Source organism: Azonexus sp. R2A61 (assembly GCF_021401135.1).
GTDB lineage: Bacteria > Pseudomonadota > Gammaproteobacteria > Burkholderiales > Rhodocyclaceae > Azonexus.
This window is the reverse complement of record NZ_JACBFO010000003.1, coordinates 461,628-488,057: the sequence shown is the minus strand read 5'-3', so window position 1 is coordinate 488,057 and position 26,430 is coordinate 461,628. Positions and strand designations below refer to the sequence as shown.

At 65.6% G+C, this 26,430-nt stretch carries 27 protein-coding genes and 1 riboswitch; of the genes, 8 read left to right on the top strand and 19 right to left on the bottom strand.

The features are described 5' to 3' along the window. Positions 1 to 10: 10 nt before the first annotated feature. The 7 genes from hscB to cysE all read right to left on the bottom strand — a co-directional run bounded on the left by hscB (position 11) and on the right by cysE (position 5,125). The gene (hscB, locus tag L0962_RS12130) at positions 11 to 544 is read right to left on the bottom strand and encodes a Fe-S protein assembly co-chaperone HscB (protein WP_234086930.1); all 534 of its coding nucleotides are present in this window, start codon (positions 542 to 544) and stop codon (positions 11 to 13) included. Between the two features lie 120 nt (positions 545 to 664). Beyond that, positions 665 to 988, bottom strand: coding sequence for an iron-sulfur cluster assembly protein IscA (iscA, locus tag L0962_RS12125; protein ID WP_234086693.1), 324 nt, complete (start codon positions 986 to 988; stop codon positions 665 to 667). 2 nt (positions 989 to 990) lie between these two features. Then, positions 991 to 1,374: a Fe-S cluster assembly scaffold IscU gene (gene iscU, locus L0962_RS12120; protein ID WP_234086688.1), complete on the bottom strand. Its 384-nt coding sequence runs from the start codon at positions 1,372 to 1,374 to the stop codon at positions 991 to 993. Between the two features lie 21 nt (positions 1,375 to 1,395). Next, positions 1,396 to 2,607 carry an IscS subfamily cysteine desulfurase gene (locus L0962_RS12115; protein ID WP_234086686.1) on the bottom strand — a complete coding sequence of 404 codons (1,212 nt, stop codon included), beginning with the start codon at positions 2,605 to 2,607 and terminating at the stop codon, positions 1,396 to 1,398. A 29-nt stretch (positions 2,608 to 2,636) separates the two neighbouring features. Further along, positions 2,637 to 3,806 carry a cysteine desulfurase family protein gene (locus L0962_RS12110; protein WP_234086685.1) on the bottom strand — a complete coding sequence of 390 codons (1,170 nt, stop codon included), beginning with the start codon at positions 3,804 to 3,806 and terminating at the stop codon, positions 2,637 to 2,639. 7 nt (positions 3,807 to 3,813) lie between these two features. Then, positions 3,814 to 4,317 (bottom strand): Rrf2 family transcriptional regulator, encoded by a 504-nt coding sequence (locus tag L0962_RS12105; protein ID WP_234086684.1) that lies wholly within the window; start codon positions 4,315 to 4,317, stop codon positions 3,814 to 3,816. Between the two features lie 58 nt (positions 4,318 to 4,375). Further along, positions 4,376 to 5,125 carry a serine O-acetyltransferase gene (gene cysE / locus L0962_RS12100; RefSeq protein ID WP_234086683.1) on the bottom strand — a complete coding sequence of 250 codons (750 nt, stop codon included), beginning with the start codon at positions 5,123 to 5,125 and terminating at the stop codon, positions 4,376 to 4,378. 128 nt (positions 5,126 to 5,253) lie between these two features. Between cysE and L0962_RS12095 the strand changes: the two genes are divergently transcribed. Beyond that, positions 5,254 to 5,517 carry a phosphopantetheine-binding protein gene (locus L0962_RS12095; RefSeq protein WP_234086682.1) on the top strand — a complete coding sequence of 88 codons (264 nt, stop codon included), beginning with the start codon at positions 5,254 to 5,256 and terminating at the stop codon, positions 5,515 to 5,517. Between the two features lie 12 nt (positions 5,518 to 5,529). On the opposite strand, the gene L0962_RS12090 is transcribed toward L0962_RS12095, so the two are convergent. Next, a complete protein-coding gene (locus L0962_RS12090) occupies positions 5,530 to 6,321 on the bottom strand; it encodes an enoyl-CoA hydratase (protein ID WP_234086681.1) in 792 nt (263 codons plus the stop codon). A gap of 144 nt (positions 6,322 to 6,465) precedes the next feature. Between L0962_RS12090 and L0962_RS12085 the strand changes: the two genes are divergently transcribed. After that, a complete protein-coding gene (locus tag L0962_RS12085; RefSeq protein ID WP_234086680.1) occupies positions 6,466 to 7,134 on the top strand; it encodes a DsbA family oxidoreductase in 669 nt (222 codons plus the stop codon). On the opposite strand, the gene L0962_RS12080 is transcribed toward L0962_RS12085, so the two are convergent. From L0962_RS12080 to L0962_RS12045, 8 genes are all read right to left on the bottom strand, one after another. After that, entirely contained in the window at positions 7,135 to 10,281 is a 3,147-nt protein-coding gene (locus tag L0962_RS12080; protein ID WP_234086679.1) for an error-prone DNA polymerase, read from the bottom strand. Positions 10,282 to 10,339: 58 nt separating this feature from the next. Then, a complete protein-coding gene (locus L0962_RS12075) occupies positions 10,340 to 11,008 on the bottom strand; it encodes a trimeric intracellular cation channel family protein (protein ID WP_234086678.1) in 669 nt (222 codons plus the stop codon). Between the two features lie 156 nt (positions 11,009 to 11,164). Beyond that, positions 11,165 to 11,258: riboswitch (glycine riboswitch) on the bottom strand. A gap of 36 nt (positions 11,259 to 11,294) precedes the next feature. Then, positions 11,295 to 12,734 (bottom strand): DNA polymerase Y family protein, encoded by a 1,440-nt coding sequence (locus tag L0962_RS12070; RefSeq protein WP_234086677.1) that lies wholly within the window; start codon positions 12,732 to 12,734, stop codon positions 11,295 to 11,297. Further along, complete coding sequence (imuA, locus tag L0962_RS12065) at positions 12,667 to 13,380, bottom strand: translesion DNA synthesis-associated protein ImuA (protein WP_234086676.1); 714 nt, start codon at positions 13,378 to 13,380, stop codon at positions 12,667 to 12,669. Before imuA ends, L0962_RS12070 begins: the two co-directional genes overlap by 68 nt. A 122-nt stretch (positions 13,381 to 13,502) precedes the next feature. Next, positions 13,503 to 14,105 carry a transcriptional repressor LexA gene (gene lexA, locus L0962_RS12060; protein WP_234086675.1) on the bottom strand — a complete coding sequence of 201 codons (603 nt, stop codon included), beginning with the start codon at positions 14,103 to 14,105 and terminating at the stop codon, positions 13,503 to 13,505. Between the two features lie 73 nt (positions 14,106 to 14,178). Further along, entirely contained in the window at positions 14,179 to 15,495 is a 1,317-nt protein-coding gene (locus L0962_RS18240) for a PAS domain-containing methyl-accepting chemotaxis protein (protein ID WP_234086674.1), read from the bottom strand. 43 nt (positions 15,496 to 15,538) lie between these two features. Next, complete coding sequence (gene dgt / locus L0962_RS12050; RefSeq protein WP_234086673.1) at positions 15,539 to 16,885, bottom strand: dGTP triphosphohydrolase; 1,347 nt, start codon at positions 16,883 to 16,885, stop codon at positions 15,539 to 15,541. Between the two features lie 36 nt (positions 16,886 to 16,921). Then, positions 16,922 to 17,326: a thioesterase family protein gene (locus L0962_RS12045; RefSeq protein ID WP_234086672.1), complete on the bottom strand. Its 405-nt coding sequence runs from the start codon at positions 17,324 to 17,326 to the stop codon at positions 16,922 to 16,924. A gap of 138 nt (positions 17,327 to 17,464) precedes the next feature. On the opposite strand from L0962_RS12045, the gene fabI reads away from it, so the two are divergent. From fabI to L0962_RS12030, 3 genes are all read left to right on the top strand, one after another. Next, positions 17,465 to 18,262: an enoyl-ACP reductase FabI gene (fabI, locus tag L0962_RS12040; RefSeq protein ID WP_234086671.1), complete on the top strand. Its 798-nt coding sequence runs from the start codon at positions 17,465 to 17,467 to the stop codon at positions 18,260 to 18,262. A gap of 85 nt (positions 18,263 to 18,347) precedes the next feature. Next, positions 18,348 to 20,057, top strand: a complete 1,710-nt coding sequence (locus L0962_RS12035; RefSeq protein WP_234086670.1) for a SulP family inorganic anion transporter — start codon at positions 18,348 to 18,350, stop codon at positions 20,055 to 20,057. Between the two features lie 105 nt (positions 20,058 to 20,162). Beyond that, positions 20,163 to 21,581, top strand: coding sequence for a TrkH family potassium uptake protein (locus tag L0962_RS12030; RefSeq protein WP_234086929.1), 1,419 nt, complete (start codon positions 20,163 to 20,165; stop codon positions 21,579 to 21,581). Between the two features lie 63 nt (positions 21,582 to 21,644). Here L0962_RS12030 and L0962_RS12025 read toward each other — a convergent pair whose 3' ends face one another. Then, positions 21,645 to 23,522, bottom strand: coding sequence for a SurA N-terminal domain-containing protein (locus tag L0962_RS12025; RefSeq protein WP_234086669.1), 1,878 nt, complete (start codon positions 23,520 to 23,522; stop codon positions 21,645 to 21,647). Between the two features lie 87 nt (positions 23,523 to 23,609). Continuing rightward, positions 23,610 to 25,031, bottom strand: coding sequence for a PLP-dependent aminotransferase family protein (locus L0962_RS12020; RefSeq protein ID WP_234086668.1), 1,422 nt, complete (start codon positions 25,029 to 25,031; stop codon positions 23,610 to 23,612). Positions 25,032 to 25,177: 146 nt separating this feature from the next. Here L0962_RS12020 and L0962_RS12015 point away from each other — a divergent pair, with 146 nt between their 5' ends. Further along, positions 25,178 to 25,471: a DUF2917 domain-containing protein gene (locus L0962_RS12015; protein WP_234086667.1), complete on the top strand. Its 294-nt coding sequence runs from the start codon at positions 25,178 to 25,180 to the stop codon at positions 25,469 to 25,471. On the opposite strand, the gene L0962_RS12010 is transcribed toward L0962_RS12015, so the two are convergent. Continuing rightward, positions 25,468 to 25,680 (bottom strand): hypothetical protein, encoded by a 213-nt coding sequence (locus L0962_RS12010; RefSeq protein ID WP_234086666.1) that lies wholly within the window; start codon positions 25,678 to 25,680, stop codon positions 25,468 to 25,470. The genes L0962_RS12015 and L0962_RS12010 overlap by 4 nt on opposite strands. 160 nt (positions 25,681 to 25,840) lie before the next feature. Here L0962_RS12010 and L0962_RS12005 point away from each other — a divergent pair, with 160 nt between their 5' ends. Continuing rightward, positions 25,841 to 26,116 (top strand): DUF6156 family protein, encoded by a 276-nt coding sequence (locus L0962_RS12005; protein WP_234086665.1) that lies wholly within the window; start codon positions 25,841 to 25,843, stop codon positions 26,114 to 26,116. Positions 26,117 to 26,166: 50 nt separating this feature from the next. Further along, a complete protein-coding gene (locus L0962_RS12000) occupies positions 26,167 to 26,385 on the top strand; it encodes a Nif11-like leader peptide family natural product precursor (RefSeq protein WP_234086664.1) in 219 nt (72 codons plus the stop codon). Positions 26,386 to 26,430: the final 45 nt, after the last annotated feature.

The window sequence follows — 26,430 nt, the reverse complement described above, 5'->3', positions numbered from 1 at the left end:
GTCGTTTCTTTCAGTCTTCCAGCGACGCCAGTGCGTCGTCGATTTCGTACAGCAGTTTTTCCAGGAACATCAGCCGACGGACGCGGTCGACCGCCGTTTCCGGCGCATTTCTCTCGTCGAGCAAGGCACCGAGTTCGTCATAGCGAGCGTCGATGTCGCCGCGTAGCCGCTGATACAAATGCTCCAGTTCATGATGGTCGCCGCCGCTGCGCGCTTCCATCACCGCCTCGCGCCACTCCATCTGTTCCATCAGGAAATCGGCCGGCATCGCGGTATTGCTCTCCGCCTGCAGATCGTGCCCGGCCAGTTCGAGCAGGTATTTGGCCCGTTCGAGCGGCTTCTTCAAGGTCATGTAGGCCTCGTTGGCCCGCGTCGCCCACTGCATCGACAACCGGCGCTCGGCCTCCGGCGCATTGGCGAAACGGTCCGGATGCACCTGCGCCTGCACGTCGCGGTAACGCGAATCGAGTTCCGACAGGTTGAGCCGGAAAGTGCGCGGCAGGTCGAACAGGGAGAAGAAATCGGCGGTCAGGTCCACCTGCAAACCTCGAAAAAGCAGCGCATCAGGATGCGACAAACCGGAAAGCGAAGGCGGGGCAAGGCGCCGCCCGCGCAGACAGTACTTCAGTACGGCAAGCGGGCGGCGACGCCGCCCCGCCGAGCCTCAGACATTAAAGGACTCTCCGCAACCGCACTGGTCCTTGACGTTGGGATTGTTGAACTTGAACCCCTCGTTCAAACCTTCGCGGGCAAAATCCAGTTCCATCCCGTCGAGATACGGCAGGCTGTGCGGATCGACGAACACCTTGACCCCGTTGCTTTCGAAAACGAGGTCCTCGGCCGCCGACTCATCGACGAATTCGAGCTTGTAGGCCATGCCGGAGCAACCGCTGGTGCGGACGCCGAGGCGCAGCCCGATGCCCTTGCCGCGTTTCTGCAGGAAATTGGCGACATGCTTTGCCGCCTTGTCGCTCAGGGTGATGGCCATGCTTATTCTCCGTGCTTCTTCTTGTAGTCGGCCACGGCCGCCTTGATGGCGTCCTCGGCCAGGATCGAGCAGTGGATTTTAACCGGCGGCAGCACCAGTTCCTCGGCAATTTCGGTGTTCTTGATTTCGAGCGCCTGGTCGACCGTCTTGCCCTTCACCCATTCGGTGACCAGCGACGACGAGGCGATCGCCGAACCGCAGCCGTAGGTCTTGAACTTGGCGTCCTCGATGACGCCAGCCTTGTTGACCTTGATCTGCAGCTTCATCACGTCGCCGCAGGCCGGTGCGCCAACCATGCCGGTACCGACATCGGAATCATCCTTGTCGAGGGAACCGACGTTGCGAGGATTTTCATAATGATCAATGACTTTTACGCTATAGCTCATGTTATTTCTCCGTTGTTTCGCTTAGTGGGCCGCCCACTGGACCGTGCTCAGATCAATGCCTTCCTTGTACATGTCCCACAGCGGGGAAAGGTCACGCAGTTTCTGAATTTTCTCGTGTAACAGCTTGATTGTGTAGTCGATTTCCTCTTCGGTCGTGAACCGGCCGATGCTGAAACGGATCGAACTGTGCGCCAGTTCGTCGTCGCGCCCCAAGGCGCGCAGCACATAGGACGGCTCCAGGCTGGCCGAGGTGCAGGCGGAGCCGGACGACACGGCGAGATCCTTGATCGCCATGATCATCGACTCGCCTTCGACGTAGGCGAAGCTGATGTTCAGGTTGTGGGCGACGCGCTGTTCGAGGTCGCCGTTGACGAAGGTCGCCTCGATGTCGGTCAGCCCCTTGAGCAGCTTGTCGCGCAGCTTGCCGATGCGGGCGTTTTCCTCGGCCATTTCGACGCGAGCCAGGCGGAAAGCCTCGCCCATGCCGACGATCTGGTGGGTGGCCAGCGTGCCGGAACGGAAACCGCGCTCGTGACCGCCGCCGTGCATCTGCGCTTCCAGGCGGATGCGCGGCTTGCGCCGGACGTACAAGGCGCCGATACCCTTCGGGCCGTAGGTCTTGTGCGCCGAGAAGCTCATCAGGTCGACCTTGAGCTTGCTCAGGTCGATGTCGACCTTGCCGGTCGCCTGCGCCGCATCGACGTGGAAGATGACGCCCTTCTCGCGGCAGATTTCGCCGAGTTCGGCGATCGGCTGGACGACGCCGACTTCGTTATTGACGAACATCACCGAGGCCAGCACGGTATCCGGGCGGATCGCCGCCTTGAAGACATCCAGGTCGAGCAGGCCGTTTTCCTGAACATCGAGGTAGGTTGCCTCGAAGCCCTGGCGTTCCATCTCGCGCACCGTGTCGAGCACGGCCTTGTGCTCGGTCTTCAGCGTGATGATGTGCTTGCCCTTGCTGGCAGCGTAGAAATTGGCCGCGCCCTTGATGGCGAGGTTGTTCGATTCGGTGGCGCCGGAGGTCCAGACGATTTCCTTGGCGTCGGCGCCGACCAGCGCGGCGACCTGCTCGCGCGCTTCCTCGACGGCCGCTTCGGCCTTCCAGCCGAAGCTGTGCGAACGCGACGCCGGATTGCCGAAGTTCTCGCACAGGTAGGGAATCATTTTTTCCGCCACGCGCGGGTCGACCGGCGTGGTCGCCGAATAATCCAGATAGATAGGCAGTTTCATCGTCAGTTCTCGCTCTTGTCGGGCTTGTTTCAGACAGCGCAGCTTGCGCGCATTGCCGTCAGTCCCTGCAGGCGTCCGACCGTGACCTGCAAGGCTTGGATGAATCGTTCGACATCGTCGGCGGTGTTGTCCGCCCCCAGGCTGACCCGTACCGCGCCGCGGGCAATTTCCGGCGCCACGCCCATCGCGCGCAGCACATGCGACGGTGCCGGATCGGCGCTCGAACAGGCTGCGCCGCTGGCGACCGCAAACCCTTCGCGATCCAGCTTGCCGACCAGCGTTTCGCCATCGATATCGGCAAAGGCGAAATAACTGGTATTCGGCAGGCGCGGCATGTCGACCGCAAAAATCGTCGCGCCGAGCGCGGTCAACCCGCGTTCCAGCCCATTTTTCAACTGCATCAGACGTGCCGGCCGTTCGGCAACGCGCTGCGCCGCAAGTTCCGCCGCCACGCCGAAACCGACGATCGCCGGCACGTTTTCGGTCCCCGAACGCAAACCGCGCTCATGACCGCCGCCGGCGATCAGCGGCTGCAGTTCGACACGCTTGTCGACCACCAGCGCCGCCGCGCCTTTCGGACCGTTGATCTTGTGCGCCGACACGGTCAGCGCATGCAGCCCGGCCGCATTCAGCGCCCGGAAATCGACCGCCAGCTTGCCGAAGGCCTGCACCGCATCGCTATGCACCCAGGCGCCGGCAGCCCGCGCCGCGGCAGCCAGCGCGGGAATATCCTGGACGACGCCGGTTTCGTTATTGGCCAGCATCACCGACACCAGTGCCGGCCGCATTTTCATCGCTTCGGCGTAGTCGACCGCAGCAATCCGTCCGCCGGCATCGACTGCCAGCTCGCGCAGCGTCCAGCCCTGGCGGGCCAGTTGTGCCGCCGGCTTGAGCACACAGGGGTGCTCGATCGCCGATACCGCGACAACACCCGGTTTGAACCCCGCTGCGGCGCCCTTCAGGAACAGATTGTTGGCCTCGCTGCCGCCGCTGGCGAACACCACCTCGGTCGGATGCGCCCCGAGCGCCGCCGCCACCCGCTGCCGCGCCTCATCCACGGCTTGCCGGGCGCGCCGGCCATATTCGTGGCGACTGGAGGCATTGCCGCATACCCCGTCCAGCCACGGCAACATGGCCGCCCGCACGGCCGGATCGAGCGGCGTCGTGGCGTTGTGGTCGAGGTAGACGGGCCGGAACATGATGGACTCAGGCGACCGCAGCCACCTTGTCGCGAATCACGCGGCGCGGCGACGGGCCGGCCGGACGCTGATCGACGATGATGCTCTCGCCCCGCGCCGCCGCCTTCTGCTGCTCGCGCTCGATCAGGTCGGACAAGCTCACCGAGGCCAGGTATTCGAACATCTTGGCGTTCAGCGTCGACCACAGCTCGTGCGTCATGCACGGCTCGACGCCATGACAGTTCTCGTTGCCGCCGCATTGCGTCGCATCGAGCTGCTCGTCGACAGCGCGAATGATCTCGGCGACGCTCACCTTGTCGAGCGGCCGCGAAATGCAGTAGCCGCCGCCCGGACCGCGGACGGAATCGACCAGCTTGTAACGGCGCAGCTTGCCGAACAGCTGCTCGAGGTAGGACAGCGAAATGTTCTGACGATCCGCAATGCTGGCCAGCGCAACCGGCCCGCCCTCGCCGCGCAGGGCGAGATCCATCATGGCGGTCACGGCGAAACGTCCCTTGGTGGTCAAACGCATGTCGATCTCCCGATCAATAACCTAGTATCGCGGTCAACTATACAGAAACCAGACAAAATTAGTCAACTATTTTGCTCAGGTATTTTGCGTCGAACTCGTCGGTCGACCGCACATCGTCATCGCAGGGAATGCCCTTCTTCTCGAGCAGTTCAAGCAAGCAGGCCAGACGCCGGTCGGTATCCGCGGCATGGTCGAGCAGGCCGTGAATCGCCTTGACCAGCGGATCGTCCTGGTCGCGGGCAACGGCATAAGCGGAAAAACCGAGCTTCTCGGCCTGCGCCTCGCGTTCGCGGCTCTGCTGGTCGATCACCCGCGCCGGATTGCCGACCGCCGTCGCCCCGGCCGGCACCGGCTTGGTGACGACCGCATTCGAACCGACCTTGGCGCCGGCGGCGATGACGATGGGCCCGAGCACCTTGGCGCCGGCACCGACCACCACACCGTTCTCCAGCGTCGGATGGCGCTTGCCCTTGGCCCACGAGGTACCGCCCAGCGTGACGCCGTGGTACAGCGTGACATCGTCGCCAATCTCGGCAGTTTCGCCGATCACCACGCCCATGCCGTGATCGATGAAGAAACGGCGACCGATGGTCGCGCCGGGATGGATTTCGATGCCGGTCAGGAAACGCGACAGATGACCGGTGAACCGCGCCAGCCAGCGCAGTCGATGGCCCCACAGCCAGTGTGCGAGGCGATGCAGGATCAGCGCGTGGATGCCGGGATAACAGGTGAGCACCTCCCAGAACGAGCGGGCGGCCGGATCGCGATCAAAGACCGCGCGGATATCCTCGCGCAAGTACCGGAACATGGAGGCAATCTCCCCAGGAAAAAGGAGTGGATTCTAGAATACTCGACTGAATTTGTCAGCTATTTGCCTGAAAAGTGCCGGCCGAGTGTACGTATAATGCCGCCCTGCTGCGCAACCACGACATTTTCATGAACGACCTGCACGCCGAACTGAAGCACTTCATCATCGCCACGATGAATCTGGAGGACATCGCGCCCGCCGACATCGGCGACGATGCGCCGCTGTTCGGCGACGACGGTCTCGGCCTCGATTCGATCGACGCCCTCGAACTGGTGCTGGCGCTCAAGAAGCAATACGGCGTCGTGCTCGAAGCCAACGACGAGCAGACGCGCGGCCACCTGCGCTCGGTGGCCACCCTGGCGGCGCTGATCGCCGCCCACCGCGCCGGCTGAACCGGCACCGGCTCAGCGGCCGACGTAGGCCGGCGCGCGTTTCTGCATGAAGGCGTCGATGCCTTCGGCCGCATCCTCGCTCATCATGTTGCAGGCCATGACCTCGGCGGCATAGTCGTAAGCCTGGCCGATGTCCATTTCCAGCTGTTTGTAGAACATCCCCTTGCCAGCGCGGATGGCGACCGCACTCTTGGCCAGGATCGTTGCCGCCAGCCGGTCGACTTCGGCCTCCAGCGCGTCGGCCGGCACCACCCGATTGACCAGGCCGCGCCGCTGCGCCTCCAGCGCATCGATGAATTCGCCGGTCAGCAACATCTCCAGCGCCGCCTTGCGGCCCAGGTTGCGCGCCAGACCGACCGCCGGCGTCGAACAGAACAGGCCGACATTGATGCCGGAAACGGCGAACTTCGCCACATCGGCCGCCACCGCCAGATCGCACATTGAAACCAGCTGGCAACCGGCCGCCGTGGCAATGCCCTGCACGCGGGCAATCACCGGCTGCGGCATGCGCTGAATGGTCAGCATCAATTCCCCGCACTGGCGAAACAGCGCCTGCATGAAGGCCTTTTCATGATTACCGCGCATTTCCTTCAGGTCGTGCCCGGCGCAGAAGGCCTTGCCGGCACCGGCGATCACCACCACGCGGCGGCTCTCGTCGGCGGCAATGCGGTCGAGTTCGGCCTGCAGCGCGGTCAACATCGCTTTTGACAGCGAATTGAACTGGCCGGGCCGGTTCAGGGTCAGAGTCGTCAGGCCGTCGGCCCGATCGGCGCGCAGGACCAGCGGTTCGTTTTCGTTCGTCACGGGGTCTCCTCCTTGTCGTTGTCGTGAGGATTCTAAGGAGAGCGCAGTGTCGGCGGAATGGCAAGCCCCGCCAAAAATCCTGCGCTTCCCGCCAGCCGGCGGCCGGACTGCGCTACCCTCCCCGTTCCTTTCCCGGATGCTTCCATGACCGTTACCCCGCCCCCGCTGACCCTGGAAATCGTCTCCGACGTCGTCTGCCCGTGGTGCTTCATCGGCCTGCGCCGGCTCGACCGCGCCCTGGCCGCGATCCGCCAGCGTTATCCGGAAATCGTCATCGTCAAACGCTGGCGACCGTTTTTCCTGAATCCGGACACGCCGCCGGAAGGCGAACCCTATCTGCCCTTCCTGATCGCCAAGTTCGGCAGCCGCGAAGCGGTCGAAGACGTCTTCCGCCGCGTCCGCGAACATGGCGCGGCCTACGGGCTGGACTACCGTTTCGACCGGATCGCGTTGCGCGCCAACACGCTGCACGCCCATCGCCTGATCCACTGGGCGCAATCCCGCGGCGACGATGCGCAACCGCTGATCGAGCGCATCTTCGTCGGCCAGTTCCAGCGCGGCGAACACGTCGGTGCGCGCGAGGTGCTGGCCGACATCGCCGCCGAATGCGGTTACGACCGCGCCACCGTCGCCGCCTGGCTGGACGGCGACGAAGCTGTCGAACAAGTCCGCGCCGAAGAACGCGAATCGCGCGCCTGGGGCGTGCGCGCCGTGCCGACTTTCGTCGTCGACCGCAAGGTCGTGGTACCGGGCGCCGAAGATCCGGCCATTCTGGTCGAGGCGATCGAACAGGTATTGCGGGCAACGGCCTGATCAGTGGAAATCGCGGCTGGACGTCTCCAGCCGCCCCAGCCAGTCCGACAGGTCGACCAGGCGCTGGGCGACCAGATGGACGACGCCGTCGCTCGCCTGTAGCTGCCCATAGACCCCGAGCAGCGGCGCGCTCAGCAGTTCGCGCCGCTGTTTCTCGACCAGCGCCGGCTTGACGACGACGTTGGTCCAGCCGGTTTCATCCTCCAGCGTGACGAAGACGATGCCGGTCGCCGTGCCCGGCCGCTGGCGACCGGTGACGATGCCGGCGACGCGGACCAGCGCGCGGTCGCCGCGTTGCGCCAGTTCGCCGGCGCTGAGGAAGCGCCGCGCTGCGAGATGTTCGCGCAGCAGCGTCAGCGGGTGCGGACGCAGGCTGTGGCCGAGCTGCTGGTAATCGGCGACCAGGTTGTCGGCCAGCGTCGGCGCCGCCAGTTCGACCGCCGCTTCCGGCGCCGGCAAGCCGGCGAAGAGATCGCCCTGGACCGCCCGCCGGCCGCTGTCGGCAACCTGCCAGGCGGCCTGACGGCGATGGCCGGCGAGCCCGTGCAGGGCGTCGGCGGCGGCGAGCAGGTCGAGTTCGCGCCTACCCAGGGCGCAGCGCGCGGCGAGGTCGGCGACGTCGGAAAATGGCCGATTCTTGCGGTCGACCGCAATATTCAAGGCAATTTCACGGCGCAGCCCCTTGATCTCGCGCAGGCCGAGACGCACCGCGCCGCCCTCGTCGATGCGGCTGTCCCAGTCGCTGGCCGTGACATCGGCCGGCAGCACGCTGACCCCGTGGCGGCGGGCGTCCTGGATCAGCATCGACGGCGAATAGAAGCCCATCGGCTGGCTGTTCAACAGCCCGCACAGGAAAGCCGCCGGATGGTGGCGCTTGACCCAGGCCGAGGCATAAACCAGCAGCGCGAAGCTGGCGGCGTGCGATTCGGGAAAGCCGTATTCGCCGAAGCCCTGGATCTGGGCGACGATGCGCTCGACGAAGTCGGCCGGCACGCCGTTCTTCGCCATGCCGGCGCGCAGCTTGTCCTGGTAGCGGGCGAGATTGCCCTTGCGCCGCCAGGCCGCCATCGCCCGCCGCAACTCGTCGGCCTCGCCGGGCGTGAAGCCGGCGGCGACGATAGCCAGTTGCATCACCTGTTCCTGGAAGATCGGCACGCCGCAGGTGCGCGCCAGCACCGCGTCGATCGCCGGCGTGATGCGCTCGATGCGCTCTTTGCCCTGGCGCCGCTTCAGGTAGGGATGAACCATGTCGCCCTGGATCGGCCCGGGCCTGACCAGCGAGACCTCGATCACCAGGTCGTAGTAGTTGCGCGGTTTGAGGCGCGGCAGCATGCTCATCTGCGCCCGCGATTCGACCTGGAAGACGCCCATGCTGTCGGCGCGGCCGAGCATGTCGTAGGTTGCCGCGTCGCCTTCGGGGATTTCGCTCAAATTCCGCGGTCGACCGTCAGATTCGCCAATAATTGCCAGCATCCGGCGCAGCGCCGACAGCATGCCGAGCGCCAGCACGTCGACCTTCATCAGGCCGACCGCGTCGAGGTCGTCCTTGTCCCACTGGATCACCGTGCGCTCGGCCATCGCCGTGTTCTCGACCGGCACCAGCCGGGCCAGCGGTCCGCGCGACATGACGAAGCCGCCGACGTGCTGGGTCAGGTGGCGGGGAAAACCGCGCAGCTGCTCGGCCAGCCACAGCCACTTGGCGACGCGCGGCGACGCCGGGTCCAGCCCCTGCTCGGCGAAGCGTTCCGGCATCTGCTCGCGTTTGTCCCACCAGGCGAGCGAGGCGGTCAGCGCGTCGATGCGGGCGATGTCGAAACCGAGCGCGCGGCCGGCATCGCGCAGCGCGCCCTTGGTCCGGTAGGTGATCACGGCGGCGGCCAGCGCCGTGCGCTCGCGGCCGTATTTTTCGTAAATGTAGGCGATGACCTCGTCACGCCGCTCGTGCTCGAAATCGACGTCGATGTCGGGCGGTTCGCCGCGCTCCTTGGAAACGAAACGCTCGAACAGCATCGCCGAGCGCGCCGGATCGACCTCGGTGACGCCGAGCGCGAAACACACCGTCGAATTCGCCGCCGAGCCGCGCCCCTGGCAGAGGATGCCGGCGCTGCGGGCGAAGCAGACGATGTCGTAGACGGTGAGGAAATAGGCTTCGTAGCTCAGCTCGGCGATCAGCCGCAATTCGTGTTCGATGCGCTCGCGCACCGCCGCCGGCACGCCCGCCGGGTAGCGTCGGCGCAGCCCGGCCTCGGTTTCGTGGCGCAGCCAGGAAGTCGGCGTGTGGCCGGCGGGGACGATTTCCTCCGGGTATTCGTAGCGCAGCTCGTCGAGCGAGAAGGTGCATCTTTCCGCGATGCGCAGCGTCTCGGCCAGCAGTTCGGGCGGATACAGCCGCGCCAGCCGCAGGCGCGAACGCAGGTGGCGCTCGCCGTTCGGGAACAGCGCGTGGCCGGCGTCGAACACCGAGGTCTTCAGGCGCAGCGCGGTCAGCACATCCTGCACCGGCCGCCGCGCCCGCACGTGCATGTGCACGTCACCCGCCGCCACCAGCGGCAGGCCGCAGGCGGCGCCGAGCGCCTGCAGTTCCGCGAGCTTCGCCGCATCGTCCGGACCGGCGTGCAGTTCGACGGCGATCCAGCAACGTCCGGGAAAGCGTTCGGCCAGCCAGCGCCCGTCGGCGACCGACGGCGTCGCTTCGGGCACCCACAGCACCAGGCAGTCGGGCAAGGCACCATTCGGCGAGATGGCGTTCAGGTCGTGCCGCTGCAGCGTGTAGGCGCCCTTCTCCGCCCGCCGCCGGGCGAGCGTGATCAGCGCCGAGAGGTTGCCGTAACCCTCCCGGCTCTGCGCCAGAAAGACCAGTTTCAGGCCGTCGACCGTGGTCATCTCGCTGCCGATCAGCAGGCGCGGCGTTTTTGCCCCGTTTTCACGGTCGACCGTCAAATCCGGCGATTTTTCCAGCGCCCGGAACGCCTGATGCACGCGCACCACGCCGGCCAGCGAGCACTCGTCGGTCAGCGCCAGTGCCGCGTAGCCCTGCGCCACCGCCTGCGCCGCCAGTTCCTCCGGGTGCGAGGCACCGCGCAGGAAGCTGAAGTTGGACAGGCAGTGCAGCTCGGCGTAGTCGGGGAGCGCGGACGGGACGGTCAATACGGGCTCCTGGCAAACAACTGTATTTTCATACAGTCATTTTAGCCCAGCCCGCGTTTCAGTCCCAGCGCTGCTGATAGGAAAAGGTCGGCAGCTTCCAGGCGAAGCGCAGCGCCAGCATGCGGAAGGCGAAACCGGCGCCGAAGCAGAGCAGCGTGATCAGGTCGCTGTCCCAGCCGAGCCCGCGCAAGATCAGGAAGAGCACGCAGACGAACAGCGAGACGCTGGCGTACAGCTCGCGGCAGAAGACCACCGGCACCAGGTTGCACAGCACGTCGCGCAGCACACCACCGGAAATCCCGGTGAGCATGCCGGCCATGATCACGACCACCACCGGGTAATCGAGTTGCAGCGCGACGTTGCAGCCGATCAATGAGAAGGCGACCAGGCCGAGCGCATCGAGCATCAGGAAGACGCGCTTCATGTGGTGCATGAAGCGCGCGATCAGCGTCGTCGCCAGGCCGGCGAGGATGACCAGATAAACGTACTCGGGATGCTGGGTCCAGCCGATCGGGTAATGGCCGAGCACGACGTCGCGGATCGTGCCGCCGCCTAGCGCGGTAACAAAAGCGATTACGGCGACGCCGAAGAAATCCATATCGCGGCGGCCGGCGGCCAGCGCGCCGGACATCGCCTCGGCGGCGATGGCGACCAGGTAGACGACCAGCAAGAGGTCGAACTGCTTGCTGGCGAGCGGTTGAAAAACGAGGGCGAGACTGTCGAACATCAGGAGGCTTCCGTCAAAAAAGCGGAAACCCCCAACGGGTGTTTCCGTGACGCCTCTCCCCCTGTCCTTTTACCTGAGAGTTTCGGCTCTTCGGAGCCTGCCCCTTCGGTGAGTTGCCAAGCGCCGGGACGCTCGCAACTGCTCTCCAGCCGGCGAATCATTTCTGCAGTTCGGCATGCCTGAGCGATTATGGGAGTTTGCGCCTTCGGCGGAGCCTGGCGGACCAGTCTCTCTCTCCTGCAGAGCGGCGGATTATCGGTAGCGCCGGTGCAACCTGTCAATCGGCTCAGGCGAACAGGCCGTGCAGGAACCAGCCCTGCGCGTCGCGAAAGATCCACGCCCACTGCCCTTCGCCAGTACGGGCGACGAAGTAGTCGCGGCGCAGGTCGCCGACGGCGGACGGCTCGCCGCTGTCCCACCAGCCGCTTTCCAGCCGTTCGCTGCGGGTGACGAGTTGCAGCGGGCCGTGCCAGTGCGGGCCGTCGACATGTTCGGCCAGCGGCTGCGGTGCCGGCAGCAGCCAGAGCGGGCGCGGCTTGCCGAATGTTGCGGTCGACGCGGCTTTGGCGGCAAAAATGCCGGCCGGGTCGTCGCTGCGGCTGGCGCATTCCGGGCGGTGGTCGGCATGCAGCGCCAGGCTGTGCACAGCGTCGTCGCCGAGCCGGGCGCGCAGGCGTTCGATGCAGGCGGCAGCGCCCTCGCCCTGCAGCGCCTGGTCGAACAGGCCGGCGCTGGCGTCGGGCCGGGCGACGACTTCGTCGGCCGTCAGATGCAGCGCCTCGACCGGCGCCACTAACTGCAGGCGACTCAGATGCTCGCGCAACAGGCGCATGAACCGGCCTTCGTCGGCGCAGGGTTCGCCGAAACGCAGCGGCAGCGCGCTGGTCGAGCCGTCGTCGTGAGTCAGCTGCAGCATGCCGACGCGCAGCAACATCTGGCGCACCTGCAGCCACCCGGCCAGCGCGGCAAACAGGCGCTGCGCGGCGAAGGCCAGACCTTCGGCGAATTCGACGCGCGACGGCAGTTCCAGCCCGGCGGCGAAACGCTCGGGAAAGACGAAGGCGCGCTGCGGATCGGGCAGTTCGCCGCGGGCGCGCAGCAGGTCGTCGACCGGGCCGTTGCCGATGCGCCGGCGCAAGCCACCGGCCGGCTGTGCGCTCAGTTCGCCGAGCCGGCGCAGGCCGAAGGCGTCGAGCCGGGCGACGACCTCGGCTGGCCAGTCAGGCACCGCACACGGCAAATCGGCCAGCGCCGCCTGCAGCGCGGCCAGGCTCTCGTAACTGGTCGCCGCGCCGGCACGCGCCAGCCAGCGGGCGCCGAGCGGCGTCGGTGCGACCGCCCAGTCCGCACTCCAACCTTGTATCCGGCAGCCATCAAGCACGGCCGCGACAATCGCTTCGATACCGCCGAACAGCCGGCGACAGCCGCCGATTTCGAGCAGCAGCGCGGCCGGCGGCGCCAGGCTGACGGTCGGCGTGAAGCGACCGGACCAGCAGGCGAGATCGGCGAGCGCCCGGGCTTCGCGCGCCGGATCGCGCTCGCAGGCGCGCAGCCCGGGCAGCAGGCCGAGTGCGGTCGACAGCTTGTGGCCGGGCAAAATGCCGGCCGCGGCAGCCACCGGATCGGCAGCCAGAACCCGGCCGCGCGCCGTGACGACGCTAGGCGACTGCCGCGACGGCAGGGCTTCCAGCGTCAGCTGCGGAAAATGCAGGGCCAGCCACAACACGTGTTTTCCTTCCCGGTCGGGGGATGTCGATCTGCAACAGACGCGACGCCGGCCGACCGCGCCGCTTGAGGATGCGCAACGCCAGCCGGTCGGCACCAGCGGCCAGCGTCAGACGCAGAGGCGCCGGCGACGGGGTTGCAGCGTCCACGGTCGACCGCCACAAAACGGCAAAAACCGACTGCCCTTCGGCCGCCACCTGCAGGCGGCGCAGCGCCCGGGCATCGATGCCGGCGTCCGGCCAGGCGAGCAGCCCGGCAAAGCCGCCGCACCGGAGCAATTGTTCGACGCACCAGGCCAGCTGCTTGCCCGGCCGGATCACCAGCAGGCGCTCCGGCGCCACGCCGGCTGCCGCCCAGGCCGGCGCATGCGGCAGCCAGGGCGGCGCGATCAGGGCCAGACGACCGCCTTCGTCCGACAAGCGGGCCAGCGCCGGCAGCAGCAGGCTGATTTCGCCGATACCACCACGGTCGACCAGGATTTCGGTGAGATTTCCGCACGGCCAGCCACCGCCCGGCAGTTCGGCATCGAGCTCGGCGTAACCGCTGGCGACGGTGCCGGCCGGCAGGCCAGACAAGGCATCGCCGCGCCAGATGTCGCCGCGGGCAAGGACATCGGCAAGATCGACGGCGGCAACGGAGGGGAGCATGGAAAATTCCGGGCGAAAAAGACCATTGCCGGCATGGAAATGCCGGTCCGGAGAAAAGCAGGATGGATCGAGGCCGGCGACCAACCCAGTCCGATGCTGGCACCGGACGGATCGGCCGGGGCTTACAGCGAGGAAACGGCCCCGCGAATCAATCCGACGGCGATGCCCTCGATGGCGAAGTCGACCTCGGCCGGATTGACCATGATCGGCTCAAAATCGGGGTTCTCGGCAATCAGCTTGACCATGCTGCCGGTTCGCGCCAGCCGCTTGACGGTGACCTCCTCGTCGAGCCGGGCGACGACGATCTGGCCGTCGCGTGCCTGGTTGGTCTTGTGCACCGCCAGCAGGTCGCCATCGAAGATGCCCGCGTCGATCATCGACAAGCCGCGCACCTTCAACAGGAAATCGGCACGCGGGCTGAACAGCCCGGCATCCAGTGCATAGCGCCCCTGCACGTTCTCGACGGCGAGGATCGGCGAACCGGCGGCGACGCTGCCGATCAGCGGCAGGCCAAGTTGTTCGACCAGGCGGATGCCGCGTGCCGAACCGGGTTCGAGATTGATCGCCCCCTTCTTGGCCAGCGCCTTGAGGTGGTCCTCAGCGGCGTTCGGCGATGCAAAGCCGAAGGCGGTGGCGATTTCCGCCCGGGTCGGCGGTGCGCCGAGCACCTCGACGGTGTTCTTGATGAAATCGAGGATTTCCTGCTGACGGGGCGTGAGTTTCATGGAGAGGCTCCGGAAAAATCGGATGACTGTATTTTTGTACAGTCATCCGATTTTGGCAAGCCGTTCCTGCAATTCAGGTGGCGACGGTCGACGAAAAAGCCTGAACGACATCGACTACCCGGATCGCCCCGTCGCGCATCTGCTTGATCACCTCGCCGGCTTCGCCGGCCAGCGCCACGCCGGCATTGACCTCGGTCAGACCGCTATTCATGCTGACCGTCACCGAGCCGGTTTCTTTCTGGATGGTCTGGATCATGGCGGCGATTTCACCGGTCGACTTGCCGGTCCGCTCGGCCAGCTTGCGCACTTCGTCGGCCACCACCGCGAAGCCGCGTCCGGTCTCGCCGGCCCGCGCCGCCTCGATGGCGGCATTGAGCGCCAGCAGGTTGGTCTGTTCGGCAATCTCGCGGATCGTGTTGACGATCGACGAGATGCCGGCCGTCTGCACCCCCAGCGTCTCGACCAGCGCCGCCGATTCGCCGACGATGCCGGCGATGTGATGCATCTTGTCCACGGTGTCGAGAATGATCCGTTCGCCGGATTGCGCAATCTCGCGGGTTTCCAGTGCGACCTTGTAGGCCGTACCGGCGCTCTCCCGCTCTGCCAGTTGGTGCAGCACGCGCTTCGTGATGTCCACCGCGAACTTGACCACCCGGACGACCTTGCCGTCAGGCCCGAAGACCGGGTTGTAGGTGGCTTCCAGCCAGATGCCCCGCCCCTGCCGATCGAGCCGCTGATACTGGCCGGAACCGAATTCGCCGCGCGCCAGCCGGGCCCAGAATTCGGCATATTCCGGTCCACGGACGAACTCGTCCTGGCAAAACAGACGATGATGCCGGCCGACGATCTCGTTTTCAGCGTATCCCATGGTCCGGCAGAAATTTTCGTTGGCCCGCAGGATCGTGCCGTCCGGCCGGAATTCGATGACCGCCATCGAGCGCTCGATCGATTCGATCATCGCCCGCTGGGCGGCCGCATCGACGGCCTGCGCGGTGACATCGGTGGCGAACTTGACCACCTTGAGCACCCGCCCGGCCGCGTCGAGCACCGGGTTGTAGGTGGCTTCCAGCCAGATGTCGCGGCCGTCGCGATGCCGGCGCCGGATCGTACCGCGAAAGAATTCCCCGCGTCGCAGGCTGTCCCAGAAAGCCCGGTAATCCGGGCTGGTTACGAAGGCCGGATCGCAGAGCAGCCGGTGCGGCTGGCCGCGCAGTTCGGTCGCGTCGTAGCCCATGATCTGGCAGAAATTCGCGTTGGCATCGATCACCACGCCGTCCGGCGTCAATTCGACGATCGCCTGCGAACGGTCCAGGGCACAGCGCAGCGCCTGTTGCTCGGCGAGTTGCGCCTCCAGTTCGGCAATGCGTTGCCGATGTTTTTCTCCGAACATCCGGCTCATCCTGTCGGGGGTAAAACGCGATTGATAACATCAATCAGGTCGGCAGGTCGAATCCTTTCAACTTGCGATACATGTCCACCGCATAAGAGTCGGTCATCCCGGCCACGAAGTCCGCCACCTGGAGCAGCCGCACATAGGGATCGGCGTCCGGCTCTCCGCCATGGCCGAGGAACTGCGGCGGCAGCAGCTTCAGCAGCATGCGCTCGCGCGTCGTGAACCGGGCAAAGCCGGCCCGGGCTTCGACGGCATTGGCAAACAGTTGCAGCAACGCACCGAGCACCTCGAAACCGGCGGTTTCGATCTCCAGCGCCGGCCGCGCCGTGTAGATGGTTTCCTTGGCCAGCTTCAGCACCGCCTGCAGCGGCACATGGACCGGCGAACGGGCCAGCAGTTCTTCATCGAAACTGCCATCGAGGATCGCCGCCTCGTTTTCCAGGAACACCGCCGCCGCGCCTTCCAGCAGGCGGCCGATGGCTTTCGCCCGCAGGTATTCCAGGCGTTCCTTCGGATCGTGCAGGCGTTCCAGCCGGCCACCGTTGATGGTGTTGCCGGCCAGATCGGCGAGCAGGCATTCGGCATCGCGGTACGGCACGAAGCCGAGGCGGGCGGCATCTTCCAGATCGACGATCAGGTAGCAGGTGTCGTCGGCCACTTCGACGAGGAAGGCCAGCGGATGACGCCGCCAGGCGGTGCCCGGAATTCGCTCGATCAGCCCGGTCGACCGCGCGACGCGGGCAAAATTCTCGGCATCGTGCTGGAAGAAACCGAACTTCTTGCCGCTTTTTCCGTCCAGTTCGCCGTCGACCGCAGAAGGCCGCGGATATTTGGTAAAGGTCGCCAACACCGCGCTGCTCAACTGCAGACCGCCCGGATTGGCCGGGCTCTGCAGCCGGCTGACGATGCGGAACCCTTGCGCGTTGCCTTCGTATTTCTCGAAATCGGCCTTCTGCGCCGGCGTGAAGTCGTGCCGTTCGAGCAGGCCGGAATGACGGAACCACTCGCGGATCGCATCCTCGCCGGCATGCCCGAACGGCGGATTGCCGATGTCGTGCGCCAGGCAGGCGGCCGCGACGATCGCCCCGAAATCGCCCGACTCGACATCCTTCAAGCCATGCCGGGCAATGATCTCGCGACCGACCACGGCACCTAGCGAGCGGCCGACGCAACTGGCTTCCAGGCTGTGCGTCAGGCGCGTACGCACGTAATCGCTCTTCGATAGCGGGAAAACCTGCGTCTTGTCCTTCAAACGGCGAAAGGCCGAGGTAAATACGATGCGGTCGTAATCCTGCTGGAAGGCAGTGCGCTCGGGCGTGCCGGGCGCCTTGCCGGCGCCGAGGCGCTCGGCGGAGAGGAGTTTTTCCCAGGTCTTCTTGTGGCCCATGCCGGTCGGTGACGGAAAATACGAGGAAGACGCAGTTTACCCCGCTTCCAGCACCGCCCGCACACGATCCGGCAAGGGCACCGACTTGCCGGTGCGCGTATCCATCCACACCACCTTGGCCGCGCCTTCCGCATAGACCTTGCCATCGATGCACAGATCGACATGGGTCTGCACGCTGGAGCGACCGATCGCACCGACATGCGTCCGCACCTCGACTTCGCCCGGATAGGTCATCGGGATCAGGAAGGTGCAGCTGGCATTGATGATCACCGGCCCGTCGCCGCCCGGCCGGACAACGATGCCCAGCGCCTCGATCCATTCGACGCGGGCCTGCTCCATGTAGCGGAAATAGACGGTATTGTTGACGTGCCCGTAGGCATCCATGTCGCCCCAACGGATCGGCATGCGGGTGACATGAACGAGTTTCTTCTGTGCTTCCATGAGGGATTGCGGCTGCGGGTCGGTAAACGATCACCATACTGTACCGTATACACAAGCGCTCATCGCTCTTTCCGGCAACAACAAGGTCCACGCGATGACGTATAATCCGCCGGCTTAACCCCTTAGGGAGAACACTACATGGGCTTTCTCGCCGACAAGAAGATTCTGCTCACCGGGCTGCTGTCCAAGCACTCCATCGCCTATGGCATTGCCAAGGCCTGCCACCGCGAAGGCGCGCAACTGGCCTTCACGTACCAGAACGAGCGTTTCGAGGACCGCATCAAGAAATTTGCCGCCGAGTTCGACAGCACCCTGATCTTTCCGCTGGACGTCTCCAAGGACGAAGAAATCGACAAGCTGTTCGCTGACCTCGGCCAGCACTGGGACGGTCTGGACGGCCTGGTCCACTCCATCGCCTACGCGCCGACCGAAGCCATCGAGGGCGACTTCCTGAACGGCATCACCCGCGACGCCTTCCGCATCGCCCACGACATCTCGTCCTACAGCTACCCGGCGCTGGCCAAGGCCGCCCGGCCGATGATGCAGGGCCGCAAGGCCGCGTTGCTCGCGCTGTCCTACCTGGGCGCCGAGAAGACCATGCCGAACTACAACACCATGGGCCTGGCCAAGGCCAGCCTCGAAGCCGCCACGCGCTACCTGGCCTACTGCCTCGGCCCCGAAGGCATCCGCGCCAACTCGATCTCGGCCGGCCCGATCAAGACGCTGGCCGCCTCCGGCATCGGCAACTTCGGCAAGCTGCTCGCCTACAACGCGCACAACGCGCCGCTGCGCCGCAACGTGACCATCGAGGAAGTCGGCAACGCCGCCGCCTTCATGCTGTCCGACCTGGCCAGCGGCATCACCGGCGAAATCCTCTACGTCGACGGCGGCATCAACACCACCGCCCTCGGCAACGCCGATCCGCTGCCGGCCTGACCCGCCCCTTGCGGTCAACCCGCAATACCGCCGAAAAACGCCGACCCGCACACTGCCGGTCGGCGTTTTCTTCGCCAGCGCCACGATGAAACGCTTCGTTCCCGCCTGGATCGCCGCCTACCCCCGCCGTCATCTGGCCGATGACTTGCTGGCCGGCGTGCTGGTCACCATCCTGGTCCTGCCGCAGAGCCTGGGTTACGCCCTGCTCGCCGGGCTGCCGCCGCAGGCCGGGCTGTACGTCAGCATCTTCCCGGTCGTCGCCTACGCGCTGTTCGGCAGCAGCATGGTGCAGGCGGTCGGCCCGGTGGCCATCACTTCGATCATGACCTGGTCGGTGCTGACGCCGATTGCCGCCCCCGGTTCGCCGGAATACATCGGCCTCGCCGCCGTGCTGTCGCTGGCTTCCGGCCTATTGCTGCTGGCCTGCGGGCTGCTGCGCCTCGGTTTCCTGTCGCAATTGCTGAGCCGTCCGGTGATCGCCGGTTTCGTCTCCGGTTCGGCCGTGCTGATCGTCTTCAGCCAGCTGAAATACCTGTTCGGTCTGCAGCCGGCCGGCAGCGACGCTTTCCATGTCGTTTCGGCAATGCTCGAGCAGACGCGGATCGACGCCAATACCGTCATCGGGGCCGCGGCCATCGGCGTGCTCGGCTTCAGCCGGCTGTGGCTCGGCCGCCTGCTGCGCGGGGCCGGCATGGGCGAGCGCAAGGCATCGTTCGCGGTGCGCCTGATGCCGCTGCTGGTCGTCGTCGCCGGCACCCTGGCGGTGGTCGGCGGCAATCTCGACCGGCAATACGGCGTGGCCACCGTCGGCCACATCGTCGAAGGTTTGCCGGCCTTCAGCCTGATCCTGCCGGCTTTCGGCGACCTGCGCACGCTGGCTGCACCGATCCTGCTGATGACCCTGATCGGCATGGTCCAGAACATTTCGATGGCCCAGGCACTGGCCGTCAAACGGCGCGAACGCATCGATGCCAACGCGGAACTGCTCGGCCTCGGCGCCGCCAACGTCGTCGCCGCCGGCTTCGGCGGCATGCCGGTCGGCGGCGGCGTATCGCGCTCGGCGGTCAACGTCGCGGCCGGCGCGCAGACACCGCTGGCCAGCATCGTCTCGGCCCTGGCCATGTTGCTCGTCGTAGCCGGCGCCGCGCCGCTGTTCGAACGCCTGCCGCTGGCGGTCCTGGCTGCCAGCATCATCGTCGCCGCGCTCACCATGATCGATCTGCGCAGTCTGCGCCAGGCCTGGCAGTACGACCGCGCCGACGGCCTGGCTGCCGCCTGCACCGGCCTCGGCGTCTTCCTGCTCGGACTGGAAGCCGGCATTTCGCTCGGTCTGCTTTTTTCGCTGGCGACGCTGGTCTACCGCAGCAGTACACCGCACATTGCGGTGCTCGGCCGGATTCCGGACAGCGAACACTTCCGCAACGTCGAACGCCACCACGCCGAGACGATTCCCGGCGTATTGCTGCTGCGCATCGACGAAAGCCTGTTTTTCGGCAATCTGAGTGCCGTCGAAACGCGCCTGACGCAGGAGCTGGAAAAGGCGCCGGACACCCGCGAGGTGGTGCTGATCATGAGCGCGGTCAACCGCGTCGACACGACGGCCATGGAGGTGCTGACCGACCTCAACCGCGACCTGCGCGCCCGCGACATCCGGCTGCATCTGGCCGAGGTCAAGGGGCCGGTGCAGGACCGGCTGGTCCAGTCGCCGCTCTGGCAGGAACTGTCCGGCCGCGTCTTTCTTGCGGTCAACGACGCTTTCGAAGCATTTTCCGCGGCCCGTCCGAAGGCCGGCTGAAACCACGCCATGTCTTCCGCCGGCATCGCCCTCACACGCTACCTGCCCGGCCTGACGCGCAGCGCGACCGGTAACCGGCACGGCCCGGTCCTGCACGCGCTGGGCATGATCGTCATGCTCTTCGGGCTGACCATGCTCAGCCCGCTGATCCTCTCCTACCTGGTCGACGACGGCGCCCAGTCGGTGTACGACGAATCGCTGATGCTCACCGTGCTCTGCGGCATGCTGCTGTGGTTCCGCTACCACCGCGATCGCCGAGAACTGAACGCCCGCGACGGCTTCCTGATCGTCGTGCTGGTGTGGACCGTGCTGCCGCTGTTCGCCGCCCTGCCGCTGATGCTGCAGCTCGGCATCAGCCTGACCGATGCCTATTTCGAGGCGATGTCCGGGCTGACCACCACCGGATCGACCGTGCTCTCCGGTCTCGACACGCTGCCGATGTCGATCAACCTGTGGCGCCACCAACTGGTCTGGGTCGGCGGCATGGGGCTGATCGTGCTGGCCATCGCCATCCTGCCGATGCTCGGCATCGGCGGCCGGCAGATGTTCAAGGCCGAAACGCCGGGGCCGATGAAGGACGACAAGATGACGCCGCGCATCGCCGAAACGGCAAAAGGCCTGTGGGTCGTCTATCTCGGCGTCTCGCTGTGCTGCATCGCCGCTTTCCGGCTGGCCGGCATGAGCTGGTTCGACGCCGTCTGCCACGCTTTCTCGACGATGGGCCTGGGCGGCTTCTCGACGCACGATGCCAGCTTCGGTTATTTCGATTCGCCGCAGATCGAATTCGTTGCCATCGTCTTCATGCTGATCGCCGGCATGAATTTCGGCAGCCTGTTCCTGGCCGTCCGCCAGCGCTCGCTGCGGCCCTATCTGCACGATCCGGAAGCACCATGGTTCCTCGGCGTCTGTCTGGTCTCGGTACTGGTCATCGCGCATTACATCTGGAAGGACGGCGTCTACGCCGACCTCGATACGGCGATGCGCCATGCCGCCTTCAACGTCGTTTCGATCGCCACGACCACCGGCTACGCGAACGTCGACTTCGCCACCTGGCCGATTTTCGCCCCGCTGTGGATGCTCTTCCTGAGCAGTTTCGCGACCAGCGCCGGATCGACCGGCGGCGGCATCAAGATGGCCCGCGCCTTGCTGCTCTACAAGCAGGTCTACCGCGAGATCGTGCTGGCCATGCACCCGCGCGCCGTCTACAACGTCCGCATTGCCGGCCAGGTCGCCCCGCAATCGATCCTGTTCGCCGTGCTCGCCTTCGGCTTCATGTACATGGTCAGCATCGTCTCGCTGACGCTGCTGATGACCTTCACCGGCCTCGACATCGTCACCGCGTTCACCGCCATCGTCGCCAGCATCAACAACACCGGGCCCGGGCTCGGCGAGGTCGGCCCATCGACCACCTATGAAATCCTCAGCGATTTCCAGACCTGGATCTGCACCTTCGCCATGCTGCTCGGCCGGCTGGAAATCTTTACCTTGCTCGTCGTGCTGACACCGGCCTTCTGGCGCCGCTGAATCCAGCCCCGTCAACGACAAAGCGGGCCCGAAGGCCCGCTTGCGGTCGACGCCTGGAAAAGCTTACTTTTCCGCCGCCATCGCCTTTTCGTTGACCTCCACCTTGTAACGGGCGCGCAAGGCTTTCAGGTAGGACTGGACTTCTTCCTGGGCGGCCAGCGAAGCCAGCTGACCGAGCATGCCCTGACGGCGGACATCGTCCAGCTTGTCGCCGGCTTCGACCTTGCCGATACGGTACAGCGCATAACCGGCACCGGCCACCTCGACACCGACATAAGCCGGCAGCTTGGCCGTTTCGGCACGGAACACCGGCTGCACCGCCGGCATCGGCAGCGCCTTGGCATCCAGACGGGAAACCCGCTTGACGGCCCCCCAGGCCTGCTTGTCGTCACCGCCCTTGAGCGCGGCCAGACGAGCTTCGCCGTCGGCACGGGCGAGCTTCTGCGCCTCCTGGCGCTTGAGCAAGGCCTCGATGCCCAGGCGGACTTCCTCGAACGGCTGGCGCGTCGCCGGCTTGTACTCGACGATGCGGGCTGCCAGCAGCGTGTTCGGCGCGATCTCGACCGCTTCGGTATTGCGCTTGTTCTTGATCGAATCCTCGGCGAACAGCTTTTCCAGCACCTTCGGATTGGCCAGCTGACCATTGCGCGGATCGGCCTGGCGACCCAGCCAGCCGGATTGCTGAACCTTCAGCTTGTACTGCTCGGCGGCCGGCTGCAGGCTGTCGGCCTGCTCATAGACCAGGTTCGAAAAACCTTCGGCCGCTTCGGCGAACTTGCGTGCCGAGGCACCGGCCTTCAGTTCGGCCTCGATCTCGCCGCGCACGTCGGCCAGCGGCTTTTCCCTGGCGGCACGAATACCGGTCAGCTTGATGATGTGGAAGCCGAAATCGGACTCGACGACGCCCGACATGCCGCCGTCCTTCAGCGCAAACACGCTATCCTCGAACGGCTTGACCATCATGCCCCGGCTGAAGAAACCGAGATCGCCGCCCTGAGTCGCCGAACCCGGATCATCCGAATACTTGCGCGCCAGTTCGGCAAAGGCCGCCGGCTTGGCCTGGACTTCCTTGAGCACTTCCTCGGCCCGGGCCTTCGCCTTCTCCTTGCCCAGCTTTTCGATGCCGATCAGGATGTGGCTGGCCCGCCGCTCTTCCGGCTGCTGATAGCGCTCCTTGTGACCGTCGTACCACGACTTGATCTCTTCGTCCGAGACCTGCACCGGCAAGACATCCTGCGACAGCACGACGAATTCGGCCCGGGCCTGTTCCGGCAGCTCGAAGCGGCTGGCGTTCTCGTCATAGAACTTCTTCGCCGCATCGTCGGCCAGCGTCACCTTGGCCAGATAGGCATCGACCGGCAGGCGCAGTTCCTGCACCTCGCGCTGTTCGGTCTGCAGGGCCAGCAGATGATCGCCGACCACGCGCGGCACGATGCTCGACTGGGCAACGGTACCGACCAGCTGCTGCAGCGTCAGATCCTGGCGGACCTGCGCTTCGAAACCGGCCGGCGTCATGCCCTGGCCGCGCAGCACCGCTTCATAGCGTTCGGTCGAAAACTGGCCGTCGATCTGGAAAGCCTGGATGCCGGCGATGGTCTGGCGCACCGCGTCGTTGCCGACGGCGAGACGGCGCTTGGCGGCTTCCAGCGCAAGCAGGCGGCGGTTGATCAGGTCGTCGAGCACGGCCTGGCGCATCTGCGGGCTGTCGAGCAGCTTGGGGTCGAACTGGTCGCCCAGTTGGCCGCGCATGCGCTCCTGCTGCTCGCGCATGACCTGCTGGAATTCCTGCTGAGTCACCTTGATATCGCCCACCTTGGCGACATCGCTGCCGGCGCCGCCACTATTGACGTAGGACTCCAGTCCGAAAAAGGCGAAAGGCAGCATGATCAGGAACAGGAAAATCTGGACGATCTTCTTGTTGTTGCGGACGGCGTCGAACATGGGCAGAAAACCTCGGCAGTACGTTCACGAGGGCAGGTCCGGCCTGCCCCGAAAAGGGGCAATCATACCGTAGAAGCCGCCCCCGCCCTACCCGACTGCGCTGAAAATCGCACCCAGACGGCGTACGGCGTCCTCGATGGCCGGTGTGTGCGGATTGCCGCAGTTCAGCCGCAGGCAGTTGCGATACATGCCGCTGGCCGAAAACAGCTCGCCCGGCACGTAGGCCACCTGGGCTGCCAGGGCCTGCGTCAGGCAGGCCGTGCAATCGATGCCCTCGGGCAATTCCACCCATAGCACGTAGCCGGCCTGCGGCTGGGCGATCCGCGTCTCGGCCGGAAAATAGCGGGCAACCGCCGCCTGCATGGCCGCCACCTGATCCCGATAGGCCCGGCGCAACTTGCGCAGATGACGTTCGTAAGCGGTCGATGCCAGATACTCGGCCAGCACTGCCTGGGTGACCGGACTGGTGCCGCCGCTGCCGACCATCTTGCGCAGGGCCACGGCGCGCGCGCGCTGCCCGGCCGCAACGAAACCGATACGCAGCGACGGCGACAGCGATTTGGAAAACGACGCGCACAACATCACGTTGCCATCGCGGTCGAAGGCCTTGATCGGCCAAGGACGTTGTTCGCCGGCATGCAGATCGCCATAGACATCGTCCTCGATCAGCGGAATGCCGCGGCTTGCGGTCAACGCCGCCAGCGCACGTTTTCTGTCGTCCGGCATCAGGCAGCCCAGCGGATTGCTGCCGTTGGAGACCAGCAGCACCGCGGCCACACCGCCCTGACGGGTCGCCAGTTCCAGCGCCTCGACCGACATCCCGGTACGCGGATCGGTCGGAATCTCCAGCGCCTTCAGCCCCAGGGTTTCGAGCAGTTGCAGCATCAGGTAATAGGCCGGCGACTCGACCGCCACCGTATCGCCCGGCCGGGTCACCGTGCGCAGGCACAGATCGAGCGCTTCGGTGCAGGAATTGGTGATCACGATCTCGTCGGCAGCCAGCGGCCCGCCCCAGGCCAGCGAACGGCGGACCAACTGGCGGACCAGTTGCGGCGAATCGATATCGACATGACTGCCGCCTTCAAGCAGACGCGGATAACGGCGCGCCACACCGGCATATAGGCGTTGCAGCGCGGCGATCGGCAACAGCGAATTGGCCGGCAGCGCCGCCGCCAGTGGCACCACCCCGGGCTGCAGACCGGCCTGCATCAGGCGCACCAGACGCTGCGAAATATCCACCGAACTGGCTGCCTCCGGCGTGCTGCGCGCCGCCGGCTCGCGATGCGGCAACGGCGGCCGACACACGAAATAACCGGATTGCGGCCGCGCCTCGACCAACCCGCGCAATTCCAGACGGCGCATCGCCTGCACCACCGTCGACACTGACAAGCGCCGCTCGTCGGCCAGACGTCGCACCGAAGGCAGACGATCGCCGTGCACCAGCACGCCTTGTTCGATCAGCGAGGCCAGTTCGCCGGCCAGTCGTTCGTAACGCAGTTCGCTTTCCATGAGATGACCAGCACAGTTGCTTCGAAGAACGACCAGCACAGTTCAATATCCATATAACTGTATTGGTCACAATTCAATCGTTTTGCAACTGTACCAGCAATCATGCGCCACCTAAACTGCCTGTCATGGCAATACGGAGAGCATCCATGAAAATCGAACTCGGCAACCGCGAACTGTGCCTGGAAGCCGGCAAGCCGCTGCGCTTCTCGCGGCGGCGGCACAGCGTCATCCGTTGCACCGCCGGCATCCTGTGGCTGACGGTCACCGGCGAACGTGGCGATTTCGTGCTGCATGCCGGCCAAAGCCATACCTTGCGCGGCAACGGCCGGGTGGTCATCGAAGCGGTAGTCGACGCGCGCCTGCGGTTGATGTCGCCGGCACACGAAACACCGCACAGGGAAAAGGAAACGCAGCGCGGCTGTCCGGCCGCAACGGCCTAGTCGAACAGGTCCGGCTGCATCGGCGACAGGTTCTCGCGCTTGACGGTCAGCCGTACCGGCACGCCCTGCTTGCCGATCGCCTCGACCACCATGCGCCCGGCCGAGGCTTCGGCGACCACTCGCACATTGCGCATCGAACGCAGGCTGCGCCCGCGATAACTGGCCAGCGCACCGGCCGGCGGCAACCACGGAGAAGGCTTTTTCGACATGGGGCGGGCCTCCAGGAGCGTCAATGCCGCCATTGTCGCCGTCCGCGCGAATATTTCAATAGGCACCTGCGGTCGACGCACCAAAAACTGGCATTTTTATTGCGTTCGGTTTGAAAAACCACCGGCAGACGCCGGTTTTTGTCATCAAACCGACAACACCATGACCGCCACGACCCTCCGCTACTTCACCAGCTATTCCGGCGCCGGCCTGCCGCTGCGCCTGGTCGGCGAGCTCGCCGCCGACGACATGCGCAACCGAAACACCTACTACGCCGGCACTTTCGACAGTGCCGAACGCCTCGTCCGCTGCGAGAAGATCGTCTATGGCGAGACCGAGGTTTGTCACGAATACGACTATCACGCCGACGGCCGGCTGGCCCGCGCCACCATCGCCGACGGCAGCGACGATCCGTCGATCATCGACTACCCGGCCTGACGGCCGGCCGGTTTACCGTTTTGTTCAACCCACTCCCTTCAGGAGCCAACATGTCCATCGTCCCGATCAAGGCCTTCTCCGACAAGGCCCGCAGCGACGCCGCCCTCGGCGAACAGCTCAAGGCCTGCGTCAAAATCAAGGAACTGCGTGCCCTCGCCCAGGAACACGGTTTCGTCATCGAGGAAAACTCGCTGTACCCGCCGAACGAGCCGCAATTCACCGAAGACCAGCTCTCCGAGCGCCTGGTCAAGGCCCTGCTGCGCGCCTGAGCGGTCGTCGTTGCCAGAAAAAAGCCGGAGCGATCTCCGGCTTTT